The sequence below is a fragment of the Streptomyces sp. NPDC107528 genome (genome assembly GCF_055639295.1).
In genome coordinates this window covers 139,478-164,286 of sequence record NZ_JBVKAV010000008.1, presented here as the reverse complement: position 1 = coordinate 164,286, position 24,809 = coordinate 139,478, and the positions used below count along the sequence as shown (strand labels likewise).

The window sequence follows — 24,809 nt, the reverse complement described above, 5'->3', positions numbered from 1 at the left end:
TGCCTCCAGCCTCCGCGCCAGATGCGTCACAACAGTGGTTGTCGGATTGCGGCGTTACGAGAAGAGCCGCCGCCAGGTCTCGGGCCCCGGAAGGCCGTCCGCAGCGCCGCCCCGCCAGCCCTGGGCACGCTGGAAGGCCTCGACGCCCCGCCGGTCCGCCTCGCCCCAGCGCGGCCCCGGCCCGGTCTTGTAGTGCTTGCCGAACCCCTTCTTCACCAGCTGCCTGCCGAGCCGGGTGACGTATTCGTTGTCGGCGCCCGGCCGGAACATCGCCCGCCCCGGATAACCCGGCACGCCGTGCGACGCCGGCTGCGCGCGCCCGGTCCCGCCCGGCACGTCCTTGCCCTTGCCGGTCACCAGCAGCAGCCACGTCTGCGGCCCGGGCAGCCCGACCGCGTCCTGGCCCTGCCAGCCCTGCGCCTGCTGGAAGGCCTGGGTGGCCCTGCGGTCAGCGTCCGTCCAGCGCGAGGCGGGGCCGGACGTGTAGTACCGGCCGGCGCCGCGCTCGACGAGAAGCCGGCCCAGCCGGTCGACGTGCTTGTTGTTGGCCCCCGGGCCGAAATACGCCCGCCCCGGGTACGCCGTCGCACTCGGCGGGGCCCCGGGAGCGGCCGGCTCGGGGGTGGTCGGCTGAGCCGCGGTCGGCTGGCTGGTCGCCGGCTCGGTGGTGTCCTGCTTGGTGGTGTCCGGCTTCGTGCTGTCCGGCTTAGCGGTGGCTGGCTTCGCGGTCTCCTCTTTCCCGGTCTCCTGCTTCCCGGTCTCCTGTTTCCCGGTGGCCGGTTCCGTCTCCGTCGTGGCGGTCTTGAGCCCCTTGTAGCGGTAGGGCACGTATCGGTCGGAGTGGCTCGAGTAGGCGTACGGGGTGGTCTTCCGGCGGGCGTGCGGCGGTGTCGACTCGTAGGCGACGTAGTAGGTGTGCGTGTGGTCGGTCCAGCCGCCGAAAATGACGACGTGCGAGCCTTTCTCGGGGTTCGCCGGATTGTGGAACAGCAGAATGTCGCCGGGCTGCAGGTCCTTCTTGGTGATGCGTACGCCGTACTCGTGGAGGCTGCCGGTCCATTCGTTTCCGGGCAGGTTCCAGGCCATCGAGACGAAGCCCGAGCAGTCCTGCCGGTATCCGTCCGACCAGTACTTGGACATGCTGTACGGAACCTTCGCGGCGACCCATTTCTTGGCCCGCGTGATGATCTCCGCGCGGGTGGTCGCGGGCGTCTTGACCGGGCCGACCGGAGAGACCGGCTGTCCACCCGGCCCGTGCAGCGGGGCCCGGCCTCCCTGGGGTGTGGCGGGGTCGTCACCTGCGGGAACGCCCGGACGTTCGGTGATGTGGGGGGCGGCGAGGGCCGGGGCCGTATGGCCTACGGCGAGGGTCGTGGAGGCGGCTGCGGCCAGGATCAGCGCCCGGTGGGCGGCCGGGTGGCGGCCGGTCGTGGAATGCGGCAGAACGCGTCTCCAGTGAACACATCCCGGGCAGTCGCAGTCACTCGCAGGGTCGAATTCCTCGAATACCGGAGTCCGAGTCTCCATGCGATTCCCCTCACACTCCAGTTGGATATCTCCGCGGCAGTACACCCCGCCAGTCTCACAACTGTCTTCCGGACTCGCATGTTGACGGTCCGAATGGTTTACGCCCGCCCCGGAGCCCCAGGCCGCCCCGTCCTCACGGTCAGGACCACCCCCGCAGGTCATGTAGAGTGACGCCGTCAGCAAGCGCCGCTAGCTCAGTTGGTTAGAGCAGCTGACTCTTAATCAGCGGGTCCGGGGTTCGAGTCCCTGGCGGCGCACAGACAGTGAAGGCCCTCCGCGACTGCGGGGGGCCTTTCGCGTTTGGGGTGAGTCCACCCGGACCCTGGCGGGTGCGACTGGGGGTCCGGGGGTCAGCCCCCGGGAAATGCAGCATCAGCGGGTCCGGGGTTCGAGTCCCTGGCGGCGCACAGACAGTGAAGGCCCTCCGCGACTGCGGGGGGCCTTCGCCGTGGAAGCCCCTCGTGCAAGCGGGGGGCTTTTCACGTGTTTGGCCGGATACTCTCTGGTCATGGCAGCGCGTGATCTCCAGGAGCGGATCAAGAAGCTCATCATCGACCGCCGGCTGGCCTCCGGGGCCCCGCTGCCGACGGAGCCCGAGCTGATGGCTCATCTGGGTGCCAGCCGCAATTCCGTGCGCGAGGCGCTCAAGGGGTTGCAGGCGATGGGCATCGTCGAGATCCGGCACGGCTTCGGGACGTATGTCGGGACCATGTCGCTGGCGCCGATGATCGAGGGCCTCGCCTTCCGCACGGTCGCCGGGCACTACCGGGGCGAGGACACCCTGCTCCAGCTGGTGCAGCTGCGGGAGGCCGTGGAGACGGGGCTGGTGTCCCGGCTCGCGGGGCGGCTCCCGGATGCCGACCTCGTTGAACTGGATGCGCTCGTCGACCGTATGGAGGAACAGGCCGCGCGGGGCGGTGACGGCATCGCCGACACCGACCGGGCGTTTCACGCCACCCTCTACCGGGGGCTGGACAACGCGCTGCTGGGCGAGGTCATGGAGGCGTTCTGGGACGCCTTCCACCGCGTCCACACCGATCTCGGGGGTGCCCCGCAGGATCCGCTGGTCACGTGCCGGCAGCACCGGGAGATCGTGGACGCGGTGCGGTCGGGCGATGCGATACGGGCGGAGGGAGCCATACGAGAACACTTCGGCAACATCCGCGCCCGGGTATCCACGACGGGTACACAACACCCCCACAGGTGCCACAATGAGCGCGTATGACCGGTAAACACCTCGTTTCGCATCTTGCGATCATGCGGAACGGCGTAGAACTCTGGTGATTGGTTTTTCAAGATGCTGCGGATACGCGGCAGTTGGGGGGCAAGGAGCCGGTTGCCGGTTTTCGCCGGGGGGTAGGGGCCCCGTTCATGACCGCATGCCGAGGGGGGCATGATGCAACCGGAAGGTCGCTGTTCCATGTCTAAGGTGTGGAAGACGTGGTGACTGCGGCCCACCACTGATACGTCTGTGAAGGTCGAGGGGGACCGAAGCAGCCGTCAAGGAACCGACAGACACGTGGGGTTACCCGCGTGTGGGGGGATGACTCATGACGTCGACGCCGACGGGCGCCCGGCAGAACTTCGACCCGTCTCAAACCACCCAGCTAAGGGTGCCTTCGCATACCCGGACGGGTGCGTTCCGCCGGATCAAGAAGACGCTGCCGAAGTACGACTACGAGCACTACAGCCGGCTGGCCGGTCCCCTCACCCAGCCCGACCCGAACAAGCCGTACCGGGTCGAGTACCGCTCACTGATCTCGCAGGAGCCGCACCGGATCAGGGTCGCGCTGATGCTGGCGGCCGCTCCGCTGCTGTCGCTGGTCCTGCTGTTCTGGCTGCTGCAGCCGGAGCACTGGACCGAACGGGACTATCCCGCCTTCGACTTCCTGCCCGCGCTCGACATCGTGATGCTCGTCTCGATCGGTCTGATCGAGTTCTTCCGCTGCATGAACGTGCTGTCGAACGCGCACGCCACCCTCGTCGCCCGCGACCCGATCCCGGTGGTTCCCGAGACCGGCACGAGAGTGGCCTTCCTGACCTCCTTCGTGCCCGGCAAGGAGCCGCTGGAGATGGTGACGAAGACCCTGGAGGCGGCCGTCAAGCTGCGCCACCGGGGCCTTCTGCACATCTGGCTGCTCGACGAGGGCGACGACCCGGAGGTCAAGGAGGTCTGCAAGCGGCTCGGCGTGCACCACTTCTCCCGCAAGGGCGTCGCCAAGTGGAACCAGGCCAAGGGCCCGCACCGCGCCAAGACCAAGCACGGCAACTACAACGCCTGGCTCGACGCCCACGGCGACGACTACGACTTCTTCGCCTCGGTCGACACCGACCACGTGCCGCTGCCGAACTACCTGGAGCGGATGCTCGGCTTCTTCCGCGACCCGAACATCGGCTTCGTCATCGGCCCGCAGGTGTACGGCAACTACGACAACTTCGTCACCAAGGCCGCCGAGTCCCAGCAGTTCCTCTTCCACGCCCTCATCCAGCGCGCCGGCAACCGCTACGGCGCCCCGATGTTCGTGGGTACGTCGAACGCCGTACGCATCAAGGCGCTCAAGCAGATCGGCGGTCTGTACGACTCGATCACCGAGGACATGGCGACCGGCTTCGAGATCCACCGCCACAAGAACCCGGTGACGGGCAAGAAGTGGCGCTCGGTCTACACGCCGGACGTGCTCGCCGTCGGTGAGGGCCCCAGCGCCTGGACGGACTTCTTCACCCAGCAGATGCGCTGGTCGCGAGGGACGTACGAGACGATCCTCAAGCAGTACTGGAAGGGCTGGTACTCGCTGCCGCCGAGCAAGCTCTTCAACTACACGATGATGATCATCTTCTACCCGATGTCGGCCCTGAACTGGATCCTGGCGGCGCTGAGCTGTGCGCTGTTCCTGGGCCTGGGCGCCTCGGGTGTGAACATCGACCCGACGATCTGGCTGATGCTCTACGGCAACGCGTCCGCGCTCCAGATCGGCCTGTACGTCTGGAACCGCCGCCACAACGTCTCGCCGCACGAGCCCGAGGGCTCCGGCGGCGTGGCCGGCATGGTGATGTCCGCGCTGTCGGCGCCGCTGTACGCGAAGGCCCTGATCGACTCCGCGCTGCGCAAGAAGAGCAAGTTCGTGGTCACTCCCAAGGGCGATTCCGCGAGCCCCGACAGGTGGTTCGGGACCTTCCGGTACCACTGGTACTTCATCGGAATCTTCGGCGCCTCGATCACCGCCGGTTTCGTGTACGGCCACTCGCACCCGGCGATGATCATCTGGGCGACGTTCGCCATGCTGATCACCGCGACGCCGATCTTCGCCTGGCGCTACATGCTGCGGCAGGAGAGGAAGAAGCCCGCCGCGACGGTCCCGGCGCAGCCTGTGCCGGCCCAGCCCGCGCCGTACCAGCCGGAGACGCAACCGCTGCCCGCGCAGCACGCGTCCCATGCCCCGCACGCGGCCCACGCGCCGCAGCACAAACCGAGTTGGGCCGCCTCGTCCGGCAGCGGCACCGACCAGACCATGCAGATTGCCCTTGGTGGACTTGGGGGACGTAAGGAATGAACGACCGTGCAGGCCGCCGCCGCGCCCGTCGACTCGCGATAGGTACGGCGGTGGTGCTCGCGCTGGCCGGAATGAACGGGCCGTGGCTGTATCGCGTCGGCACCGAGAAATACCACCAGTACCAAATCAACAGACCCGAGTACAAAGCCGAGAACGGCAAGTGGGAGATCGTCGAATTTCCCGAGGAGTACCGCCTCAACACGATCCACGCGGCGCTCCTGCACACCGGCAAGGTGCTGCTGATCGCGGGCTCGGGCAACAACCAGGACAACTTCGACGCGAAGAAGTACGACACCCGGATCTGGGACCCGGTCAAGGGCACGATCAAGAAGGTGCCGACGCCGAACGACCTGTTCTGCACCGGCCACACCCAGCTGTCCAACGGCAACCTGCTGATCGCGGGCGGCACGAAGCGGTACGAGAAGCTCAAGGGTGACGTCACCAAGGCCGGCGGCCTGATGATCGTCCACAACGAGAACCCGGACGAGCCGATCACGCTGCCCGCGGGCACCAAGTTCACCGGCAAGGAGAACGGCAAGACGTTCGTCTCCAAGGACCCGGTGCTGGTGCCGCGCGCGAAGAAGGTCTTCGACAAGGCGACCGGCGAGTTCCTGCGCAACGACCCCGGTCTCGGCCGGATCTACGTCGAGGCGCAGAAGAAGGGCGCCAAGTACGAGACCGGAACCCAGGACAACTACCGCATCCAGGGGCTGTCCGGCGCCGACGCGCGCAACACGTACGGCATCGCGCAGAAGCTCGCCCTCGACAAGAAGGACTTCCAGGGGATCCGGGACGCCTACGAGTTCGACCCGGTCGCCGAGAAGTACATCAAGGTCGATCCGATGCACGAGGCCCGCTGGTACCCGACGCTCACCACGCTCGGCAACGGCAAGATCCTCAGCGTCTCCGGCCTCGACGACATCGGCCAGCTGGTGCCGGGCAAGAACGAGGTGTACGACCCGAAGACCAAGAAGTGGACGTACCTGACGAAGGTGCGGCAGTTCCCGACGTACCCGGCGCTGTTCCCGCTGGAGAACGGGAAGATCTTCTACTCGGGTTCGAACGCGGGCTACGGTCCCGACGACGTGGGCCGCGACCCCGGCATCTGGGACGTCGACACCAACAAGTTCAGCAAGCTGCCCGGGCTGAGCGACCCCAAGCTGCTGGAGACCTCCGGCACGGTGCTGCTGCCGCCCGCGCAGGACGAGAAGTACATGGTGATCGGCGGCGGTGGCGTCGGTGAGTCCAAGGAGGCGAGCGAGAAGACGCGGCTGATCGACCTGAAGGCCGACAGTCCGAAGTTCGCGGACGGGCCTTCGCTGGAGAAGGGCACGCGGTATCCGCAGGCCTCGGTGCTGCCGGACGACACCGTGCTGGTGTCGGGTGGCTCCGAGGACTACCGGGGCCGCGGCGACTCCAACATCCTCCAGGCGCACCTCTACCGGGCGGGCGCCAAGGAGTTCGACCGGGTCGCCGATCCGCTGGTGGGCCGTAACTACCACTCGGGGTCGATCCTGCTGCCCGACGGCCGTGTGATGTTCTTCGGCTCGGACTCGCTGTACGCCGACAAGGCCAACACCAAGCCGGGCAAGTTCGAGCAGCGGATCGAGATCTACACGCCGCCGTATCTGTACCGGGACGCGCAGCCGTCGCTGTCGGGTGGTCCGCAGACCATCAAGCGGGGCGGGACGGGCACGTTCACCTCGCAGCACGCCTCGTCCATCGAGAACGTACGGCTCATGCGGCCGAGCGCGTCGACGCATGTCACGGACGTGGACCAGCGGTCGGTGAAGCTGGACTTCAAGAAGTCCGGTGACAAGATCACCGTGGATGTGCCGACGAACCGGAATCTGGTTCCGTCAGGCTGGTACATGCTGTTCGTGACGGACGACCAGGGCACGCCGAGCAAGGCGCAGTGGGTCAAGGTCCCATAGCGGACACGCAATGGGGGCGCCCTCCGCGACGGAGGGCGCCCCCATTTCACGTAGGAGCTACTTGCTGGCCTTCGCGAGACCCAAGGCGTACTGGGCCCACCACTCGCCCGCCTTCGGGCCGCCCTTGCACTCGCCGTCCGACTCGCCCGGACGCTTCACCCACACGTATGCGTCGACCAGCGGGTCGGCGGTCTTGGTCGTGGGTGTCTCCCCCAGGGCGCGGCCCGGCGGGTTGCACCAGCGCTCGTCCGGGTTGCCCTCGGTGTAGGGGCCGTTGCCGTTGCGGCTGGTGTCGATCACGAACGGCTTGTTGCCCACCTTGGCGGAGAGCTCCTTGCCGTACTCGATCGAGTCCTCGGTCGTGTAGAAGTTGGAGACGTTGACGGAGAACCCGTCGGCCTGGTCGATGCCCGCCCGCTTCAGGGGCTCGAAGATCTGGTCGGGGTGACCCCAGCCGACATTGCCCGCGTCCACGTAGACCTTGGTGTTCTTCAGGGACTTGAGCTTGGTGATGGCGCCCTTGAGGAGGTCGTAGCGCTCCTCGTGGAACTCGCCGGGGGTGCAGCCGTCGACCAGGTGCAGTACCGCGTCCGGCTCCAGGATGACCGTCGTGTCCCGGTCCCCGATGCCCTTGGCCACACCGTCGATCCAGGTCCGGTAGGCGTTGCCGTCGGCGGCGCCGCCCTGGGAGTACTGGCCGCAGTCGCGGTGCGGGATGTTGTAGAGGACCAGCAGGGCCGTACGGCCCGCCTTGTCGGCGGCCTCGGTGAAGCCGAGTGCCTCCTGCTCGGGGCTCTCCGGGCCGATCCACTCGCCCGTCGGCTGCTCCGCTATCTTGCGGATCTCCTCGGCGTCCTCCTTCTTACCGGCCTTCACATAGGCCGCCACCTGCTCGGCCGCGTTCCCGTCCGGGTTCACCCAGAACGGGTCGGTCTCCTTGGGCTGTTGGCTGATTCCGGCGCCGGCGTTGTCGTCGGGGTCGTCGCCGTCCCCGGCGGACGAACAGCCCGCCATCAGCAGCGCCACCCCCAGCACCACCGCGGACGTCCGCGCGCGAGCCCCCCGCCAGGCCCCCCTGTTCAGGTACATCCAGCTCCCCCTCGGGTGCACTGTTCCAAGTCTCAATCCTGACATACGTGTCGTGGGGCACACGAGTTCGCCAAGCCTTGTCGGGGAGCTGTTACAGCCACTATGACGGCTGCGACGACGACAGGAGACGCAGGGCGACAGGGGAAGGGGAGGGTGCGGTCATGCACGGGAGGACCCGGGAGATACGGCTGGCAGAGGCGTTGGTGGAGTCGGCGGACACGCTCGTCGACGGGTTCGAGGCCGCGCCCTACTTATCGGGCGTCGCCGACCACTGCGTGGGGGTACTGGCCGCGCGGGGCGCGGGGTTCATGCTGATCGACGACGGGCGGGCGGTGTCGCTGGCGGCGGGCGGCGCGGACCGCGAGGTCGCCTTGGAACTGCTGCGGGCCCAGTACGGCGGCGGGCCCTGTCTGGACAGTTACAGCTCGGGGCGGCCGGTGCCGCCGGTCTCGATCGGAGCGGCCCGGACCGGCTCCCGCTGGCCCGAGTTCACGGAGCGGGCGCTCGCCCACGACATCGCCGCGACGTACGCGGTCCCGCTGCGCCGCCGGGGCCGGCTGCTCGGCGCGCTCAACGTCTTCTGCGCCGCCCACGTCGGCGATTCCCGGTCCGAGGACTCCCGGTCCGAGGACGGTACGGCGCTGCGGCTGGCGCAGCTCCTCGCCGACTGCGCGGCCCTGGGGCTGGAGAACAACACGGCGTACGTCCAGTGCCGCACCCTCGCCGGTCAGTTGCAGCAGGCGCTGTCCAGCCGGGTGCGCGTCGAACAGGCCAAGGGCATGCTGGCCGAGCGCTGGCGCATTCCCGCGGACCACGCCTTCGTGGCGATGCGGCAGTACGCACGCCGGCGCCGGCTGCCGCTGGACCGGGTCGCTCAGGAGGTCATCGACCGGGTCGCGGACGACGCCGAACTGCGTCGGGAGGCGGGGCCTGCGGACGGCGGGGAACGCACGTAGTACCCCCGCGAACTTTCTCTGGGCCCCGGCCGCCATCCGCTCTAGAGTCATTTCCGGACGACCCCAGCCCCCGGTCGGACGAGCCCCCAACTCTGGTCACACAAAGCCTCCCGCGCCGGTCGCCGGGTTACTCCCGCAGCCCGTGCGCGCGCGGTCGAGGACCAGCCCGGTCGGCGACTTCGGGGGAGCGGTCGTCGACCGGGCCAGGTGAACGGCCACGGCCGTCACAGCCCCGACCCCGTGAGGTACGCCGAGACGATCACATTCGCCGTGTAGGTGCGGGTCGCTCGGTCGAAGGTGCCGCCGCAGGTGAGGAGGCGTAGTTCGGCGCGGCCCTGGTGGTGCGTGCCGTAGGCCCGGTGGGCGTCGAAGCGGTTGCGGGGGACGATGTCGACGTCGTCCACGGTGAACTCGGCGACCTTGCCGTCGTCGCGGAGTACTCGCACCGTCGCGCCCGGCTTCAGCGTGCGGAGGCGGTGGAAGACGGCAGGGCGGCTCTCGGTGTCGACGTGGCCCACCATCAGGGCGGCTCCGACGGCTCCGGGCCTGACCCCGGCCGCGTACCAGCCGACGTCGCCGGCCTGGGCGTAGGGCGGTGGATCGATGGCTCCGTGCCGGTCGAGGCCCCGGGCGGCCACCGGTGCCTGGATGCCGAGCCCGGGGATGTCGAGGCGCTGCGGCAGTGCGTCGCCCAGCGGCCGTGCGGCGGGCGGCAGGTCCACCTGCGGCGGCCGGCCGACCGCGGCGACGTCGCCGGCCACGGGTGCGGAGATGCCCTGTTGTACGTCGGTGACCTCGCGCCCCCAGAGCCACAGCCCGAGCAGCAGCACGGTCCAGGCCACGCCCATGAGCAGCCGGCCCCCGTAGGCGGGGCGTTCGTGCTCGGCCATGGTCAGTGCGGCCTGCGCTGCTCGCGGCTGCGGCGGGCGCTGCGCAGCGCCACGGCGGTCGCGGCGACGCCGGCGAGGACCAGCCCCGTCACGGTGTGCGCCGTGCCGGGCCCGGCCTCACGGGCGTCCACGACGGCGAGCCGGGCGGTGCCACCGCCGCCGGCGGGGACGGGCGCCACGGGCGAGGCGTGGCCCGACGGCTCCGCCCCGTGCCGCGCGCCCTGCGGCCCGGCCACCGTGACCGCGCCCGCGCGGGACAGCTCCCCGCAGGCGACCTTGACGTCGTACGTGCCCGCCTTGAGCGTGGAGCGGATGCGGCTCTCGCCCGTCAGGGTGCCGTCCGCGCCGACGGTGAGGCGGGCGTCGGCGACGAACGCCTCGGAGACGGCCTTGGCGGCCCGCTCCGGGCATCCGCTCGCTCGCAGCGCGATCTCCCCGCCCGGGCGGGGAGACGACGGGCTGACCGAGACACCCCCGTCCGCCGCGTATGCCGCCGGAGTGGCGGCGACCGCGCCCAGAGCGGCCATCGCACAGAGAGTGACCCGCAGTGATCCCATCGTGAACCTCCAGTTACCTGGAGACTCCCCCCGGGGCACCCGCCCCGCATCCTCAGCGGGGCCGCACTGCTCCGTACGGGTCGTGTTGCACCCCGTTTCCCCGTCCCCGGGTTTCAGATCCGGTCGACGAGGTCCGCGATGGACTCCACGACCTTGGACGGCCGGTACGGGAAGTTCTCCACCTGCTCGGGCCGGGTCAGCCCGGTGAGCACCAGGAACGTCTGCATCCCGGCCTCCATGCCGGCCAGCACGTCGGTGTCCATGCGGTCGCCGATCATGGCACTGGACTCGGAGTGCGCCCCGATGGCGTTCAGGCCGGTCCGCATCATCAGCGGGTTCGGCTTGCCCGCGAAGTACGGCTGCTTGCCGGTCGCCTTGGTGATCAGCGCGGCCACGGCGCCGGTCGCGGGCAGCGGGCCCTCGGTCGACGGCCCCGTCTCGTCGGGGTTGGTGCAGATGAAACGGGCGCCGGCGTTGATCAGCCGGACCGCCTTGGTCATGGCCTCGAAGGAGTAGGTGCGGGTCTCGCCGAGGACGACGTAGTCCGGGTCGTGGTCGGTGAGGATGTACCCGATGTCGTGCAGCGCGGTGGTCAGGCCCGCCTCGCCGATGACGTACGCCGAGCCGCCCGGGCGCTGGACGTCGAGGAACTTGGCGGTGGCCAGCGCCGAGGTCCAGATGTTCTCGATCGGCACCTCCAGGCCCATGCGGTTCAGCCGGGCGTGCAGGTCGCGCGGGGTGTACATCGAGTTGTTGGTGAGGACGAGGAAGGGCTTGCCGGACTCGCGCAGCCTCTTGATGAAGGCGTCGGCGCCGGGAATCGGAACGCCCTCGTGGATGAGCACGCCGTCCATGTCGGTGAGCCAAGAATCGATGGGCTTGCGGTCTGCCATGTTGCTGTGCTCCTGGCCTGCGTACGGGATGAGCTGGGGGCGCCGGAACCACGGCGTACCGACGCCCCCAGAGTAATCAGGAGTGCCTGATCCTGACCCCGTCGATCACCCAGTACCAGTTGTTGGACCCGGTGTAGCGGAACCGGAAGCTCACGTTGGCGGCACCGGAGGGGACGTCGACGGAAACGGACTGCGGCTGAGAGACGACGTCGGAGGTGTAGCTCTTGACGACGGTGGGCGTGCCGCCGTTGAAGGACGCGAGGATCTGGGCCGTCTGGGAGCCCTCCTGCCGGTAGAGGGTCGTGAAGTCCAGCCGCACCTTCGTCTTGCCGGTGACGTCGTACGCGGGGGTGACGAGGGTCGAGTCGTACGTGCCGGAGAAGCTCTTGTCGGCCCACTCGTCGGAGTCGGCGACCGCGAAGACGCCGCGGGCGCGGACGTTGAGCTCACGCCACTGGTCGCGCTGGGTGCGGGACCAGAACTCGTCGGTGGCGAACGCCCAGCCGCGCCACTCGGTCATGCCGCCGGTGCCCATGGCGTTGTTGCTGACGGACCATCCGCTGGGCGGGGTGTGCGTGTAGCCGCGGACGGTCGACGGGATGCCCGTCTCGTCCGTCCGGGTGGACAGGGTGAGCGCGTCGAAGGGGTCTCCGGAGCGCTCCTGGACCGGCTTGCCGTCCAGGCCCCAGGCCGGGTCGACGGGGATGCCGAGCTGCTTGAGGACGGTCGGTACGACGTCGACGAGCCGGGTGTCGATCGGGCGGGCGCCCGCGGTGATTCCGGGGCCGGTGGCAAGGACGAAGGTGCGGCGCTCCTCGATCGAGGAGCCGCCGTGGCCGCCCGGGTCCGTGTGGCCGTGGTCGGTGGCGACGATGACCGTCCAGCGCTCGGTGGCATAGCTGGGCCGGGCCTTGATCGCGGCGCGCAGCCGGCCCACGAACGCGTCCTGGACGGCGATCTGGTCGAGGTAGGCCTGGCTGCCCGCGCCCTGGTTGTGGCCCACGATGTCGGACTGGCCGAAGTAGACGAACAGGACGTCCGGGTTCTGGTTGCGCAGCAGCGCCTCGCTCTCGGCGGCGATGGTGGCGTCGTGCCCGGTGTAGCCGTCGGCGTCGCCGTCGAGGACCAGCTTCGCGTCCGCGCCGGGGGTGACGGTGCCCTGGGTGTCCAGGGGTTTCCAGTCGACGGCGGCGTAGGTGGACAGGGCGGGCCGGACCTGGGCGAGGCGGGCGAGGAAGCCGGGGTAGCGGGCGTAGTTCTTGCCGATGAAGGTGTTGTCCTTCACGCCGTGCTTGTCGGGCCACACACCGGTGGCGATGGTGGACCAGCCGGGGCCGGAGGAGGTGGCGGCCATCGGGCCCGAGTACAGCAGCGAGGTGCCGTACGTCCCCTCGCTCATCATGGCCTTCAGGTGCGGGGCGTCGGCCGCGTCGATGCGGTCGTGACGCAGGCCGTCCATGCCGATGACGAGCACCTTGTCCTTGCTGGTGCCGTTGGGGAGCGTGGGCAGGGCGTGGGCGCCGGGCGCGGTGGAGGCGCCGAGTGCGAGGGCGGCGGCGGTCGCCGTGGTGGTGGTGAGGACGGTGCGGCGGGACAGGTGTGACGTCACGTGATCCTCCTGAGCGGTGTGTGCGGGCATGGCGACGCCCCCGGTGTGGTGCCAGGGGCGTTGCGTGGAACGGTCCGTACGGGGGTGGGTCAGCTGTCGTGGGTCAGCTGTCGGTGGCCGACTTCCAGGCGTCCACGTACGAGGTCAGGTTCTGGTCGATGTCGTCCCAGTCGGGCTCGAAGACCTCGACACCGTCGATGATCTCGGCGAGCGCGGTGGCGTTGGCGTCGGTGGCCTTGACGTCCTGGCGGGCGCTGAAGCCGCCGCCGATGTCGCTGACCTGCTTCTGGGCGTCCTGGCTCAGCATGAAGTCGAGGAGCTTCCTGCCGTTCTCGGAGTGGGGGGCGTCGGTGACGAGACCGGCGGCGTAGGGCAGGGCGAAGGTGGTGGGCTTGCCGCCGTCCTTCGCAGGGAACCAAATGCCGAGGTTCGGCATGGTCTTGGACTGGGCGAAGTTCATCTGGACGTCACCGTTGGCGACGAGCAGTTCACCCTTGTCGACCTTGGGCGCCAGCTTGCCGGTGGAGGCGGAAGGTCCGACGTTGTTGGACTGGAGCTTTCGGAGGTAGTCCATGGCGGGCTTCTCGCCGCCGAAGTCGTGCATGGCCTTGATGAGCACGGCCGTTCCGTCACCGGCGACGCCCGGAGTGGAGTACTGGAGCTTGTTCTTGTACGTGCCCTCCAGCAGCTCCTCCCACGTGGTGGGCGCCTGCTTCAGCTCGTTCTTGTTGTAGATGAACCCGAAGTAGTTGTTCACGACCGAGGTCCAGGTGCCCTCGGCGCCCTTGTCGGCTCCGCTGACCTGGTCGGAGCCCTTCGGGGCGTACTTCTGCAGCAGGCCCTTGCCGTCGGCCTGCTGGATGAAGGGCGGGAGCGTGACGATCACGTCGGCCTGCGGGTTGCGCTTCTCGCGGGCGGCGCGCTGCACCATCTCGCCCGAGCCGCCCTCGACGTACTCGACCTTGATGCCGGTCTGCTTCTCGAAGTCCTTGAAGATCCGGTCGTACCAGCCGTCGCCCTTCTCGCCCTTGAGGCCGTCGGCGCTGTAGACGGTGACGACCTTCTCGTCGGCAGCGGCGGAGTTGCCGCCGCAGGCGGTGAGCAGCGGGGTGGCGGCGAGCGACACCGCGAGGGCGATCCTGAGCGTGTTTCTGGGCATGACGAGGTGAACTCCTTGCAGTGAAAGGGGTTTGTCCAAGAGGCACTGATCAGCGGTACGAGGCTCGGGTGCGGATGCGGGAGACGGCGAACAGCGCGAGCAGCGTCGCCGCCATCAGGACCACCGCGAGGGCGGAGCCGGCGAACAGGGCGCCGCGGTCGGTGGCCGCGTAGATCAGGACGGGCAGCGGGGTCCAGTCGGGCGGGTAGAGCATCATCGTGGCGCTCAATTCGCCCATGGACAGGGCGAAGCAGAGGCCGGCGGCAGCGGTGAGGGACGGCAGGAGGAGGGGGAGCCTGACCCGCCACAGCACGTACGCGGGCCGGGCGCCGAGGGAGGCGGCGGCCTGTTCGTACGCCGGGTCGAGGCGGGTGAGGGCGGCGGACACGGACTGGTAGGCGAAGGCGGTGACCAGGACGGTGTGGGCGAGGATCACGATCTGGCGGGTGCCGTTGAGCAGGAACGGCGGCTGGGAGAACGCCACCAGGATGGCGAGGCCGACGACCACCGAGGGCACCGCCACCGGCAGGACGAAGAGCGCGTCCAGGACCCTGCGGTACCGCTTGTTCAGCCCGGCCGCCGCGAGGGCCGCCCAGGTGCCGGCGGCCAGGGCGATCAGGCTCGCGGCGGCGGCCGTGACCAGGCTGGTGGTGAGGGCCTGGAGGGCCTCGCCGCGGGTGGTTGCGCTGTAGTGGCCGGTCGTGAAGCCGGAGGGCAGCACGCTCGACCAGTTGGTGGCGAAGGAGGCGCCGAGGACGACGAGGAGCGGAAGGGCAAACAGGGGCAGGAACAGGACGAGGAACAGGGCCCATACGGCCCACTTGGCCCCGCGGCTATGCACGAGCACGGCGGCTCACCACCCGGTAGAGGCCGTAGAGGCCCACGGAGATCAGGACGTTGACGACGGCGACCACACACGCGCCCGGGTAGTCGGACTCCAGGATCGCCTTGCTGTAGACGAGCATCGGCAGGGTCGTGACGCCTTTCGCGCCGGTGAACAGGACGATGCCGAACTCGTTGAGGCACAGCACCAGCACGAGGCTGCCGCCGGCGGCGAGGGCGGGCAGCGCCTCGGGGAGGATCACGCGGCGGACGATGCGCAGCGGGCGCGCGCCGAGCGAACTGGCCGCCTCCAGCTGAGCGGTGTCCAGCTGGGAGAAGGCAGCGAGCAGCGGTCGTACGACGAACGGCGTGAAGTACGTGATCTCGGCGAGCAGGACCCCCCAGGGCGTGGTGAGGAACTGGAAGGGGCCGTCGCTTGCGCCGGTGACGTCGGTCCACAGGCCGTTGGCCATGCCGACCGTGCCGTAGATGAACAGCAGGGCCAGCGTGATCAGGAAGGACGGGAAGGACAGGAAGACGTCGATGAAGCGGGCCACCGCCCGTGCCCCGGGGAAGGGCACGAAGGCGATGACGAGCGCGATCACGAACCCGAGGACCAGACACCCGACGGTCGAGCCGGCCGCCAGCCACACCGTGGTCCACAGCGCCTCACGGAAGGCTTCGGAGGCGAAGACGTCGGCGTACGGCTCCAGTGAGGTGCCGCCGGTGTCCGGCTGGAGGGACTGCTGGACGACGAGGGCGAGCGGGTAGAGGAAGACGAGGGCGAGGAGGGCGACGGGTGGGAGGGCCCACAGCAGCGTTCTGGCCGTACCGCCGGTCCTGCCGGTGGTCACCGCGCTAGTCATGGGTGACTCCGGCGGTCAGCAGCACCGCGTCGTCCGGGGAGAAGTGCAGGGTCACCTCGTCGCCGTGGGCCGGCGGGTCCTTCAGTTCCCGCAGGTCGGCGATGACCCGGTGGCCGTCGACCTCGACGTACAGCCGGTGCGTGGACCCGCGCCACTGGATCTCCGTCACGGTCCCGGCGAGCCGGTTGGGTCCGTCGCCGAGGCCGACGAGGTGGGGCCGTACGCACAGCGTCGCCCTCGCGCCCCGCGCCGCGCCCTCCGTGTCCACCTTCAGCTCGCCGCCGCCGAAGGCGACACCGCCCGAACCCACCGTCACCGGCAGCAGGTTGGCGTTCCCGACGAAGGACGCGGTGAACTCGTTGGCCGGCGCCCGGTACAGCTCCCGCGGGGTGCCGCAGGCCTGGAGGCGGGCGCTGTCCATCACCGCGATCCGGTCGGCGAGGGTGAGGGCCTCGACCTGGTCGTGGGTGACGTAGAGGATCGTGACGTCGGGCAACTCGCGGTGCAGACTGGCCAGTTCGGCAAGCATGCCGGAGCGCAGGCGGGCGTCGAGGGCGGACAGCGGCTCGTCGAGGAGGAGGACGCCGGGGCGGATGGCGAGCGCGCGGGCGATGGCGACGCGCTGCTGCTGGCCGCCGGACAGCTCACGCGGGTAGCGGCGGGCGTAGGCCGCCATGCCGGTCATCTCCAGGGCCTCGGCGACCCGGGTGCGGATCTCGGCCTTGGAGACCTTGGGTGCCTTCTGTGCCTTCTGCGCCTTCAGTCCGAAGGCGACGTTCTCCTCGACGCGCATGTGCGGGAACAGGGCGTACTGCTGGACGACCATCCCGATGCCCCGCCGGTACGGCGGCAGGTCGGTGACGTCCTGTCCGCCGAGGAAGACCCGCCCGGAGGCGGGCCGTACGAACCCGGCGACCGCCCGCAGCGCGGTGGTCTTGCCGGATCCGGACGGCCCGAGCAGCGCCATGACCTCGCCGGGCTCGACGGTGAGGTCGAGGGAGTCGAGGACGACGTTGCCGTCGTAGGCGACGCTGACGGAGTCGAAGCGGATGCCGCTCACGTCAGCACTCCTGGCAACTCCGCGACGGAGCCGAGGACATGGGTCGCGCCGGCCTCCCGCAGTGCGTCGGAGTCGTGCGCGCCGGTCAGGACACCGGCGACCAGGCCCGCGCCCGCGCGGACGCCGCTGAGCATGTCGTAGGAGGTGTCGCCGACCACGGCGATCTCCCGGACGTCGGCGGCGGCAGCCGTCCGCAGGAGCGCGGTGAGGACCATGTCCGGGTACGGCCGCCCCCGGCCCCCGGCGTCGGCCGGGCACAGGGTGAGGGGGACGAGGTCCTGCCAGCCGAGCGCGTCGAGGATCGCGTCCTGGGTGACCCGGGCGAAGCCGGTGGTGAGGACGACGGTACGGCCGCCGGCCTGGAGTTCCTCGATGGCCTCGCGGGCGCCGGGGATCGGCGCGACGAGCCCGCCGTCGACGAGTTCGCCGTACGCCTCCTCGAAGGCCGCGTTGGCGCGCTGTGCCCGCTCCTCGTCGCCGAACAGGTACCGGAAGACAGAGATCTTGGACTCGCCCATGGTGGCGCGGACGTAGGCGAGCTTGTCGGCGTGGTCCGGGGAGCCGGGCTCGACGCCCAGTTCGGTGGCGGCCGCCGCGAAGGCCCGCTCCACGAGCCCGCCGTCGGCGACGGTCGTACCGGCCATGTCGAGCACGACCAGCCGCGTCTGCTGATTGACCGACTGCTTGATCGACTGCTTGATCGTCAACTTACTCACCAACCCAGTTCGTTCGCGGTCGTCTCGGCTATCGCGGGCGAGCAGGTCATCCCGCGCCCGCCGGGCCCGGTCACCAGCCACACCCCGTCGCGCACCTGCTGCCGGTGCACGACCCGGGTCGTGTCGGTGCACTGCGCGTACACCCCGGCCCAGCGGCGCCGGATCCTCGGCAGCGGGCGGCCGAGGAAGGACTCGACGACCTCGGTGAGGTGGTCGTAGGGGTCCTCCAGGGTGTCGAAGGCGAAGGGGTGTTCGTACTCGTGGGTGTCGCCGATGGTCAGCCCGCCGTCGGCGCGCTGCACCATGAGCAGCTGCATGCGGTGGGCCGCGGCGGTCTCGGCCTGCGGCTGCCCGGTGCCGAGCGCGTCCAGGGCGGCGGAGGCGTACGCCGGGTAGTAGCGGAAGCTGTCCGCGTCGGCGACCGAGGTGGTCAGCGGCTCGCCGAGCGGGGCGGTCTGCATCATCTGGAGGCGGACGCGGCGCACGGGCAGGTCGGGGCCGGCCAGCTCACGGACCAGTCCGCCGAGCCAGGCGCCGGTGCACAGGACGACGACGTCGCCGCTGTGGACGTCCCCGTGGTCGTCGCGGACGGCGCTGCCGCCGATGACCTCGCGGACCTCCCGGCCCGGCCTGAACGTGTAGTTCGGGGACTTCAGCAGTTCCTCGCGCAGGGCGAGCTGTGCGGTGCGCGGCTCGACGGCGGCGTCCCGTTCGCAGTACAGGGCGGCGGTGAATTCGCCGCGCAGGGCGGGGTTCACGGCCCGCGCCTCGTCGGGCGTCAGCAGCTTGTGTCCGCGGGCGGCGGCGTCCTCGCGCGCCACGGCGGCCTCGGCGACGGCGAGCTCCAGGTCGCCGCGGACGGGGGTCAGGGAGCCGTTCGGCCGGAAGCCGAGGCCCGGCACGCGGGCTCCGATCTCCTCCCACAGCTCCCGTGCCCGAAGCGCGGTCCGCAGCTCCTCGCCGCCCGCGCGTCCGCTCACCCAGATCTGTCCGAAGTTGCGCAACGACGCGCCGCGAGCCTCCGCCTCGCGCTCGATCTGTACGACCTCGTGGCCGCGTTCCACTGCTTGCCAGGCGTGCATGGTGCCCACCACGCCGGCTCCGACGACTATCACTCTCACGACGGCAACGCTCCTCGGGATCGGGTAACCGGAAGGGTCCGGCTGACAACGAGAGCGTGAACTGGCCATCACGTTTGGGCTAGACCCGTTATCTCTTCGTGATAATTGACTCCATGGCAAACAGGTCGAATTCTGTACTTTTCAGCCGTGCAGATGGGTGGTGAACGAGAACCGGTCTCCCCGGAACAGCGTCCGCACGCGCTCCAGCGGCTGCCCGTCCGTGTCCCGTGAGACCCGGTGGATCAGCAGCATCGGCAGGGCGGGCGGCGTCCCGATGAGCAGGGCCTCGCGCGGGGTCGCCAGCACGGTCTCCAAGCGCTCGTCGGCGTCGCCGAAGACGATGCCCTGTCCGTTGAGGAAGGCGTAGAAGGAGGAGTCGGGGTCGAAGTCGGCGTCCAGCCGGGGCACCCGGGCGACGGCGACGTACGTACTCTCCAGGCCGACCCGCTCGTCGTCGGCGAGCAGGACGCGCTCCATGTGCCAGACGGGTTCGCCGCGCACAAGGCCCGTCTCGGCGGCGAGGGCCGCGGGGCAGGGGAAGCGGTCGAGCGTGACGAGGCCACGGCCGGGGGTGCGCCCCTGCCGCCGTACGCCCTCGGTGTAGCTGGCCAGGGAGAGGGGCTGTTCGAGCTTGGGCCCGGCGACGACCGTGCCCCGCCCCCGCCGGCGCAGCTTGCCCTCCAGCACCAGTTCGCGGATCGCCTGCCGGACGGTCTCGCGGGCGACCTCGTACTCCTCGGAGAGGTCGCGTTCGGTGGGGAGGGGGTCGCCCTCACCGAGTTCGCCGACGAGGAGGTCGAGCCGGGCCTTCACCGCGTAGTACTTCGGGATCCGGCCGTGCTCCGGGATGCCCTGGCGCACGGGGGCGCCGGGGGCCTGGTTGTTCGGGTAGTCCACGCAGGGATCGTCGCAGACGGAGCGGGCACCCTCAGCGGCGCCTCCGCGCGACCAGCAGCGTGATGCCGGCCAGGACGAGGGCCGCGGTGGTGGCGAACGTGGCGCCGGGGGGTGTGAGTCCGGTGCGGGCCAGTTCGTCGGCGAGGGTGAGATGGCCGCGGGGGTTGTCGGCGCCGGGGGTCGCCGAGGGGTTCGCGGCGGCGGAGGCGGCAGGGGAGGCCGAGGAATCCGAGGAGTCACGGCCGGGCGGGGAGGTCGTGTCGGCCGCCTCGCCCTTACCGGTCGGGCGGGCCGGGTCGGCCGGGTCGGCGTCGATGGTGAAGCGGTAGTCGTTGGACTGGCCGACCCAGTCGCCGTCGCCCTCGTGACGCTGCACGACGGCCGCGTTGGCGGTGACCTTGTTCGGTACGGCGTCCGAGGTGACGGCGAGCCGGACCTTCACTGTGACGGTCTTGCGGGGGCCGACGGTGAAGCCGGGGAAGTCGCCGGAGTCGCCGGACCCGCCGAAGGCGCCGACGAGTTCGTCCTCGTCGGTGGTCTCGAAGCGGACGGGGTGGGGGCGGGCACTGTCCGCGGAGTCGTCCGCACCACCCTTCGGACTGCTGCTCGGACCGCCGTCCGTGCTGCCGCTCGGGCTGCCGTAGAACTCCAGGCGGGGCTGGGACGGCTTGAGGGCTCGCTCGGCGTCGATGAGGACGACGACGGGGTGGATGCCGGTACAGGTCCGGCCGGTCTTGTTGGTGAGGTCCAGGTACCAGGTGCCGAATCCGCCGCCGGCCACGTAGGTGTCGGGTCCCCCGTGGAGGCGGGTCGTGAGGGGGAAGGCCCGGTCGTCGGTGGCACAGCTGGGCAGCTCGGCCGGGGGCTCCGCGCGCACCGGAGGCGCCACGGCGAGGAGGGCGGCTGCTGCGAGGCAGAGGGAGGCGGGTGAGTGCAGTCGCATGAACACATGACCATGCCGGGTCGGGACCGGTTCCCGGCGGTGCCATTCCGTACGGCTTCGCAAGTCCGCTCGATCAGCGGACGCCCGTCGTGGGGACCGAGGGCACGGCCACTCGCCTCACCGCCGCCGACTCACCCCTCGGCCCGCCCGAACAACGGCGCCAGCAGCAACTGCGCCGCCCCCTCGGCGACCCCGCGCTCCCCGCCGGCGGCGACCCGCACCGGCACGGCGTCCTCGCCCGCGCGCCGGGCACGCTCGTCGAGGACGGCGGCGACCCCGCGTACGAAGGTCTCCGGGGCGGCCGCGACCGTACGGCCGCCCAGCAGCACGAGGTCCACGTCGAGCAGCGCGACCAGGTTGCCCGCGGCGGTGCCGAGCACCCGGGCCGCCTCGGCCAGGTCACCGCGCGCCACGGCGACCAGGCACAACGCCTCGACACAGCCGCGATTCCCGCACCCACAGGGCGGGCCGTCCAGCTGAACGACCTGATGCCCGAACTCCCCCGCTCCGGTGCGGGTCCCCCGGTGCACCGCTCCCCCGATGACGAGGCCGCCGCCGATGCCCGCACCGAAGTGGAGGTAGGCGAAGGAGGCGGCGGAAGGGATGGGTGGGGTGGTGCCGGTGGCGGGGGTGATGGACGCGGTGGCGCCTGAGGCGGAGGTAACGGGCGCGGCAGTGACGGGCGCTGTGGCCCCTGAAGCGCTCGTACCGGAGGCACTCGTACCGGAGGCACTCGTACCGGACCCGGCATTGGTGGGCGCGGCGGCGCCGGACGCCATCCCTCCCCCGAACGCACCCCCGAACGCGCCCCCCACCGCCAGCCCAAGCGCCGCCGCATTGGTGTCCTTGTCGACCACGACCGGCAGCGAGAGGCGACGGGCGAGTACGTCCCGCAGTGGGAAGCCGTTCCATTCCGGGAACCCGGTGACCCGGTGCAGCACACCGCGCCGGTGGTCGAGGGGCCCTGGCAGCGCCACGCCGACGCCGAGTACGGCACCCGGCCGACCGCCCCCGGCCACCAGCTCCCCCACCTCCCGTACGGCCCGCTCGACGACCGTCTCCGCGCCGGCCCCCAGGTCCAGCGGGGTCCGGCGCTGGGCGACCACTGCGCCCGTCAGATCGCAGAGCACGGCCGTCAGCTCGTCCCGGTCCAGATGGACGCCGACCGCATGCCCGGCCTCGGGTACCAGCCGCAGCACCGTGCGCGGCTTGCCTCCCGTCGACGCCCGGCGCCCCGCCTCCGCCGCGAGCCCGTCCTCCCGCAACCGGGCGGTGATCTTACTGACCGCCTGCGGGGTGAGGCCGGTGCGCTCGGCGAGTTCGAGCCGGCTGATGCCCTCGGCACCGGCCGTACGCAGCAGGTCGAGCACGAGCGCGGTGTTGTGACTGCGCAGGGCGCCCAGGTTCACGCCACCGAGTCCGCCCCCGCCACCAGCACCCGCACCCGCACCCGCACCGTCACCGGCACCACTCTTCGACCTGTTCACGCCACCGTCCGGGCCACTGTCCACACCACGCTTCACGCACCCATTGTCCCCGGCGCTTGCACTTTGGCAACAGCGTTGCGAAAGTGGGATCCATGAGTGCTACTCCCCTCCGCGTCGGCCTGGTCGGCTACGGCCTCGCAGGCTCCGTCTTCCACGCCCCGCTGATCGCCACCACCGAGGGGCTCGCCCTGGACACGGTGGTCACGTCGAACCCCGAGCGGCAGAAGCAGGCCCGCACCGAGCACCCGGACGTACGCGTCGCCGCCACGCCCGACGAGCTGCTCGCCCGCGCCGACGACCTCGACCTGGTCGTCATCGCGTCCCCCAACAAGACGCACGTCCCGCTCGCGACCGCCGCCCTGAAGGCGGGCCTCCCGGTCGTCGTCGACAAGCCGATCGCCGGCACCGCGGCCGAGGCACGCGAGCTGGCGGCGCTGGCCGAGCAGCGCGGCCTGCTCCTGTCGGTCTTCCAGAACCGCCGCTGGGACAACGACTTCCTGACGCTGCGCCGGCTCCTGGCCGAGGGCGAGCTGGGCGACGTATGGCGCTTCGAGTCCCGCTTCGAACGCTGGCGTCCGCAGACCAAGGGCGGCTGGCGGGAGTCCGGCGACCCGGCAGAGATCGGAGGTCTGCTGTACGACCTCGGCAGCCATGTCGTCGACCAGGCACTGGTGCTCTTCGGCCCCGTCACACAGGTGTACGCCGAGGCGGTCGTCCGGCGCACCGGCGCGGAGACGGACGACGACACGTTCATCGCGCTCACCCACGCGAACGGCGTCCGCTCCCACCTGTACGCCTCCGCGACGACCGCCCAACTGGGCCCGCGTTTCCGGGTGCTGGGCTCCAAGGCGGGCTACGTCAAGTACGGCCTGGACCCGCAGGAGGCGGCGCTGCGAGAGGGCCGGCGCCCGGACACGACGGCGGACTGGGGCACGGAACCCGAGTCGCTGTGGGGCCGGGTCGGTTCCGGCGAATCCCCGCTGACCGGCGGCGGCCGCGCCGAACCCACCCTCCCCGGCGACTACCCCGCCTACTATGCGGCCGTGGCAATGGCCCTGCTGGACGGCGGCCCCAACCCGGTGACGGCCCTGGAGGCGGCATCCGCCCTCGACGTACTGGAAGCGGCGGCCCGTTCGGCACGCGACGCAGTGGTGGTGAAGCTGTGATGACCAGCAAGACGCACAACCCGGAGATCACCCCCAAGTTCCACCCCGAGATCACCCCGTCCCTGGAGGAGCTGGAGGCCCAGGAACGCCGCCTGGTCTTCCGCCGGTTCACGTATGAGGACGCCTGGGCCCTGGGCTCGCTGCTGGTCGAGATGGCCCGCGAGCGCCAGGCCCCGGTCGCCGTCGACATCCACCGGGCCGGCCAGCAGCTCTTCCACGCGGCTCTGCCGGGCTCCACCCCCGACAACGACGCCTGGATCGCCCGCAAACGCCGGGTGGTGGAGCGTTACGGCACGTCCTCCTACGTCGTCGGCGCCCGCTTCCGCGCCAAGGGCACGACCTTCGAGGACTCCTCCCGCCTGGATCCCGAGACCTACGCGGCCCACGGCGGCTCGTTCCCCATCAACGTCGAGGGTGCGGGCGTCATCGGATCAGTGACGGTGAGCGGTCTGCCCCAGCTGGAGGACCACCGGATGGTGGTGGAGGCGCTGGAGCACTTCCTGGACAAGCAGTAGGGGCAACGCCCCTGCTGTTGTGTTTTAGGGGCGCGGGGAACTGCGCGAGCAACCACGAACCATCCGCAGTCGCCGAACAAGCGCAGCCCCCCGCCCCTCAGGCATCCTTGAACTCTTGCCGCTGGCGACCGAGCCCCTCGATCTCCAGCTCCACCACGTCCCCGGCCCGCAGATACGGCTTGGGCTCGGGCTGCCCCATGGCAACCCCCGCCGGCGTCCCCGTGTTGATGACGTCCCCGGGGTACAGGGTCATGAACTGGCTGACGTACCGGACGACTTCGGCGACCGGAAAGATCTGCTCGGCCGTGGTGCCGTCCTGCTTCAGCTCGCCGTTGACCCACAGCTTCAGGGCGAGGTTCTGCGGGTCCGGCACCTCGTCCGCGGTCACCAGCCAGGGCCCCAGCGGGTTGAACGTCTCGCAGTTCTTGCCCTTGTCCCAGGTCCCGCCCCGCTCGATCTGGAACTCACGCTCGGACACGTCGTGCGCCACGGCGTACCCGGCGACATGCGCGAGCGCCTCCTCGGCCGACTCCAGATACCGGGCCGTACGTCCGATGACGACCGCGAGCTCGACCTCCCAGTCGGTCTTCGTCGACCGGCGAGGGACCAGCACCGTGTCGTTCGGTCCGACGACCGTGTCCGCGGCCTTGAAGAAGATGACCGGCTCGGCGGGCGGCTCGGCGCCGGTCTCGCGGGCGTGGTCGTGGTAGTTCAGCCCGATGCACACGACCTTGCCGATGCGCCCCAGCGGCGGCCCGACCCGCAGCCCGGCCGCGTCCAGCTCGGGCAGCTCACCGGCGTCCGCCGCGGCGCGGATCCGGCCGAGCGCGGCGTCGTCGGCGAGCAGCGGTCCGTCGATGTCCGGCACGACGCCCGACAGGTCCCGCAGGGTCCCCTCGGCGTCGAGCAGCGCGGGCCGCTCCGCTCCCGCCGTACCGACTCGCAGCAGCTTCATGATCACAATCTCCCTCGATCGCGGGCGCCCGCCGACGGGTGCAGCCATCGGAGGACTGGTCGATCCTCCAAGGTCTACGGCCAGTCCGCAATACCC

22 protein-coding genes and 1 tRNA gene are annotated in these 24,809 nt (G+C 70.5%); 7 read left to right on the top strand and 16 right to left on the bottom strand.

Annotated features, from left to right (window positions below; translation table 11 throughout):
• Positions 1–54: 54 nt before the first annotated feature.
• The gene (locus tag ACZ7L5_RS25650) at positions 55–1,527 is read right to left on the bottom strand and encodes a peptidoglycan-binding protein (RefSeq protein ID WP_471519093.1); all 1,473 of its coding nucleotides are present in this window, start codon (positions 1,525–1,527) and stop codon (positions 55–57) included.
• 183 nt (positions 1,528–1,710) lie between these two features.
• Between ACZ7L5_RS25650 and ACZ7L5_RS25645 the strand changes: the two genes are divergently transcribed.
• From ACZ7L5_RS25645 to glxA, 4 genes are all read left to right on the top strand, one after another.
• Positions 1,711–1,784, top strand: a tRNA-Lys gene (locus ACZ7L5_RS25645).
• Positions 1,785–2,035: 251 nt separating this feature from the next.
• Positions 2,036–2,752, top strand: coding sequence for a FadR/GntR family transcriptional regulator (locus ACZ7L5_RS25640; RefSeq protein ID WP_363037603.1), 717 nt, complete (start codon positions 2,036–2,038; stop codon positions 2,750–2,752).
• Between the two features lie 325 nt (positions 2,753–3,077).
• The gene (locus ACZ7L5_RS25635; protein WP_365059077.1) at positions 3,078–5,078 is read left to right on the top strand and encodes a glycosyltransferase family 2 protein; all 2,001 of its coding nucleotides are present in this window, start codon (positions 3,078–3,080) and stop codon (positions 5,076–5,078) included.
• Entirely contained in the window at positions 5,075–7,012 is a 1,938-nt protein-coding gene (gene glxA, locus ACZ7L5_RS25630; RefSeq protein ID WP_471519090.1) for a radical copper oxidase GlxA, read from the top strand. The genes ACZ7L5_RS25635 and glxA overlap by 4 nt, the downstream gene beginning before the upstream one ends.
• A 57-nt stretch (positions 7,013–7,069) precedes the next feature.
• Here the strand turns inward: glxA and ACZ7L5_RS25625 are convergent, their stop codons facing one another.
• A complete protein-coding gene (locus tag ACZ7L5_RS25625; protein WP_471519088.1) occupies positions 7,070–8,101 on the bottom strand; it encodes a glycoside hydrolase family 6 protein in 1,032 nt (343 codons plus the stop codon).
• A gap of 161 nt (positions 8,102–8,262) precedes the next feature.
• Here ACZ7L5_RS25625 and ACZ7L5_RS25620 point away from each other — a divergent pair, with 161 nt between their 5' ends.
• Positions 8,263–9,057, top strand: a complete 795-nt coding sequence (locus ACZ7L5_RS25620) for a GAF and ANTAR domain-containing protein (RefSeq protein ID WP_471519086.1) — start codon at positions 8,263–8,265, stop codon at positions 9,055–9,057.
• 224 nt (positions 9,058–9,281) lie between these two features.
• Here ACZ7L5_RS25620 and ACZ7L5_RS25615 read toward each other — a convergent pair whose 3' ends face one another.
• The 13 genes from ACZ7L5_RS25615 to ACZ7L5_RS25555 all read right to left on the bottom strand — a co-directional run bounded on the left by ACZ7L5_RS25615 (position 9,282) and on the right by ACZ7L5_RS25555 (position 22,077).
• Positions 9,282–9,947: a class F sortase gene (locus ACZ7L5_RS25615; protein WP_471519084.1), complete on the bottom strand. Its 666-nt coding sequence runs from the start codon at positions 9,945–9,947 to the stop codon at positions 9,282–9,284.
• Between the two features lie 2 nt (positions 9,948–9,949).
• On the bottom strand, positions 9,950–10,504 hold the full coding sequence (locus tag ACZ7L5_RS25610; RefSeq protein WP_471519082.1) for a hypothetical protein: 555 nt from the start codon (positions 10,502–10,504) through the stop codon (positions 9,950–9,952).
• Between the two features lie 113 nt (positions 10,505–10,617).
• Positions 10,618–11,397, bottom strand: coding sequence for an HAD-IIA family hydrolase (locus ACZ7L5_RS25605; RefSeq protein WP_328881418.1), 780 nt, complete (start codon positions 11,395–11,397; stop codon positions 10,618–10,620).
• A gap of 76 nt (positions 11,398–11,473) precedes the next feature.
• Positions 11,474–13,006 (bottom strand): alkaline phosphatase family protein, encoded by a 1,533-nt coding sequence (locus tag ACZ7L5_RS25600; RefSeq protein WP_471519080.1) that lies wholly within the window; start codon positions 13,004–13,006, stop codon positions 11,474–11,476.
• Between the two features lie 103 nt (positions 13,007–13,109).
• Positions 13,110–14,165 (bottom strand): 2-aminoethylphosphonate ABC transporter substrate-binding protein, encoded by a 1,056-nt coding sequence (locus tag ACZ7L5_RS25595; RefSeq protein ID WP_471519078.1) that lies wholly within the window; start codon positions 14,163–14,165, stop codon positions 13,110–13,112.
• 49 nt (positions 14,166–14,214) lie between these two features.
• Complete coding sequence (locus tag ACZ7L5_RS25590) at positions 14,215–15,012, bottom strand: ABC transporter permease (RefSeq protein WP_471519076.1); 798 nt, start codon at positions 15,010–15,012, stop codon at positions 14,215–14,217.
• Positions 14,999–15,853: a 2-aminoethylphosphonate ABC transporter permease subunit gene (locus ACZ7L5_RS25585; RefSeq protein ID WP_471519074.1), complete on the bottom strand. Its 855-nt coding sequence runs from the start codon at positions 15,851–15,853 to the stop codon at positions 14,999–15,001. Before ACZ7L5_RS25585 ends, ACZ7L5_RS25590 begins: the two co-directional genes overlap by 14 nt.
• Complete coding sequence (locus ACZ7L5_RS25580; protein WP_471519072.1) at positions 15,846–16,913, bottom strand: ABC transporter ATP-binding protein; 1,068 nt, start codon at positions 16,911–16,913, stop codon at positions 15,846–15,848. Before ACZ7L5_RS25580 ends, ACZ7L5_RS25585 begins: the two co-directional genes overlap by 8 nt.
• Positions 16,910–17,629 carry a phosphonatase-like hydrolase gene (locus ACZ7L5_RS25575; protein ID WP_471519070.1) on the bottom strand — a complete coding sequence of 240 codons (720 nt, stop codon included), beginning with the start codon at positions 17,627–17,629 and terminating at the stop codon, positions 16,910–16,912. The genes ACZ7L5_RS25580 and ACZ7L5_RS25575 overlap by 4 nt, the downstream gene beginning before the upstream one ends.
• On the bottom strand, positions 17,626–18,750 hold the full coding sequence (locus tag ACZ7L5_RS25570; RefSeq protein WP_471519068.1) for a TIGR03364 family FAD-dependent oxidoreductase: 1,125 nt from the start codon (positions 18,748–18,750) through the stop codon (positions 17,626–17,628). Before ACZ7L5_RS25570 ends, ACZ7L5_RS25575 begins: the two co-directional genes overlap by 4 nt.
• 141 nt (positions 18,751–18,891) lie before the next feature.
• Entirely contained in the window at positions 18,892–19,647 is a 756-nt protein-coding gene (locus ACZ7L5_RS25565) for a GntR family transcriptional regulator (protein ID WP_471519066.1), read from the bottom strand.
• Between the two features lie 31 nt (positions 19,648–19,678).
• A complete protein-coding gene (locus ACZ7L5_RS25560) occupies positions 19,679–20,590 on the bottom strand; it encodes a hypothetical protein (protein WP_471519064.1) in 912 nt (303 codons plus the stop codon).
• A gap of 131 nt (positions 20,591–20,721) precedes the next feature.
• Complete coding sequence (locus ACZ7L5_RS25555; protein ID WP_471519489.1) at positions 20,722–22,077, bottom strand: ROK family transcriptional regulator; 1,356 nt, start codon at positions 22,075–22,077, stop codon at positions 20,722–20,724.
• Positions 22,078–22,169: 92 nt separating this feature from the next.
• On the opposite strand from ACZ7L5_RS25555, the gene ACZ7L5_RS25550 reads away from it, so the two are divergent.
• Positions 22,170–23,243, top strand: a complete 1,074-nt coding sequence (locus ACZ7L5_RS25550; protein WP_471519062.1) for a Gfo/Idh/MocA family protein — start codon at positions 22,170–22,172, stop codon at positions 23,241–23,243.
• Entirely contained in the window at positions 23,243–23,758 is a 516-nt protein-coding gene (locus tag ACZ7L5_RS25545; RefSeq protein WP_471519060.1) for a heme-degrading domain-containing protein, read from the top strand. Before ACZ7L5_RS25550 ends, ACZ7L5_RS25545 begins: the two co-directional genes overlap by 1 nt.
• A gap of 97 nt (positions 23,759–23,855) precedes the next feature.
• Here ACZ7L5_RS25545 and ACZ7L5_RS25540 read toward each other — a convergent pair whose 3' ends face one another.
• Positions 23,856–24,713, bottom strand: coding sequence for a fumarylacetoacetate hydrolase family protein (locus tag ACZ7L5_RS25540; protein ID WP_471519058.1), 858 nt, complete (start codon positions 24,711–24,713; stop codon positions 23,856–23,858).
• Positions 24,714–24,809 lie beyond the last annotated feature (96 nt).

What these genes read in the sequence shown, in the direction of transcription:
- ACZ7L5_RS25620 (WP_471519086.1), top strand. Translation starts at nt 8,263, where the DNA reads ATGCACGGGAGGACCCGGGAGATACGGCTGGCAGAGGCGTTGGTGGAG.
- ACZ7L5_RS25550 (WP_471519062.1), top strand. Translation starts at nt 22,170, where the DNA reads ATGAGTGCTACTCCCCTCCGCGTCGGCCTGGTCGGCTACGGCCTCGCA.
- glxA (WP_471519090.1), top strand. Translation starts at nt 5,075, where the DNA reads ATGAACGACCGTGCAGGCCGCCGCCGCGCCCGTCGACTCGCGATAGGT.
- ACZ7L5_RS25585 (WP_471519074.1), bottom strand. Translation starts at nt 15,853, where the DNA reads ATGACTAGCGCGGTGACCACCGGCAGGACCGGCGGTACGGCCAGAACG.
- ACZ7L5_RS25650 (WP_471519093.1), bottom strand. Translation starts at nt 1,527, where the DNA reads ATGGAGACTCGGACTCCGGTATTCGAGGAATTCGACCCTGCGAGTGAC.
- ACZ7L5_RS25610 (WP_471519082.1), bottom strand. Translation starts at nt 10,504, where the DNA reads ATGGGATCACTGCGGGTCACTCTCTGTGCGATGGCCGCTCTGGGCGCG.
- ACZ7L5_RS25560 (WP_471519064.1), bottom strand. Translation starts at nt 20,590, where the DNA reads ATGCGACTGCACTCACCCGCCTCCCTCTGCCTCGCAGCAGCCGCCCTC.
- ACZ7L5_RS25540 (WP_471519058.1), bottom strand. Translation starts at nt 24,713, where the DNA reads ATGAAGCTGCTGCGAGTCGGTACGGCGGGAGCGGAGCGGCCCGCGCTG.
- ACZ7L5_RS25545 (WP_471519060.1), top strand. Translation starts at nt 23,243, where the DNA reads ATGACCAGCAAGACGCACAACCCGGAGATCACCCCCAAGTTCCACCCC.
- ACZ7L5_RS25625 (WP_471519088.1), bottom strand. Translation starts at nt 8,101, where the DNA reads ATGTACCTGAACAGGGGGGCCTGGCGGGGGGCTCGCGCGCGGACGTCC.
- ACZ7L5_RS25615 (WP_471519084.1), bottom strand. Translation starts at nt 9,947, where the DNA reads ATGGCCGAGCACGAACGCCCCGCCTACGGGGGCCGGCTGCTCATGGGC.
- ACZ7L5_RS25640 (WP_363037603.1), top strand. Translation starts at nt 2,036, where the DNA reads ATGGCAGCGCGTGATCTCCAGGAGCGGATCAAGAAGCTCATCATCGAC.
- ACZ7L5_RS25595 (WP_471519078.1), bottom strand. Translation starts at nt 14,165, where the DNA reads ATGCCCAGAAACACGCTCAGGATCGCCCTCGCGGTGTCGCTCGCCGCC.
- ACZ7L5_RS25635 (WP_365059077.1), top strand. Translation starts at nt 3,078, where the DNA reads ATGACGTCGACGCCGACGGGCGCCCGGCAGAACTTCGACCCGTCTCAA.
- ACZ7L5_RS25605 (WP_328881418.1), bottom strand. Translation starts at nt 11,397, where the DNA reads ATGGCAGACCGCAAGCCCATCGATTCTTGGCTCACCGACATGGACGGC.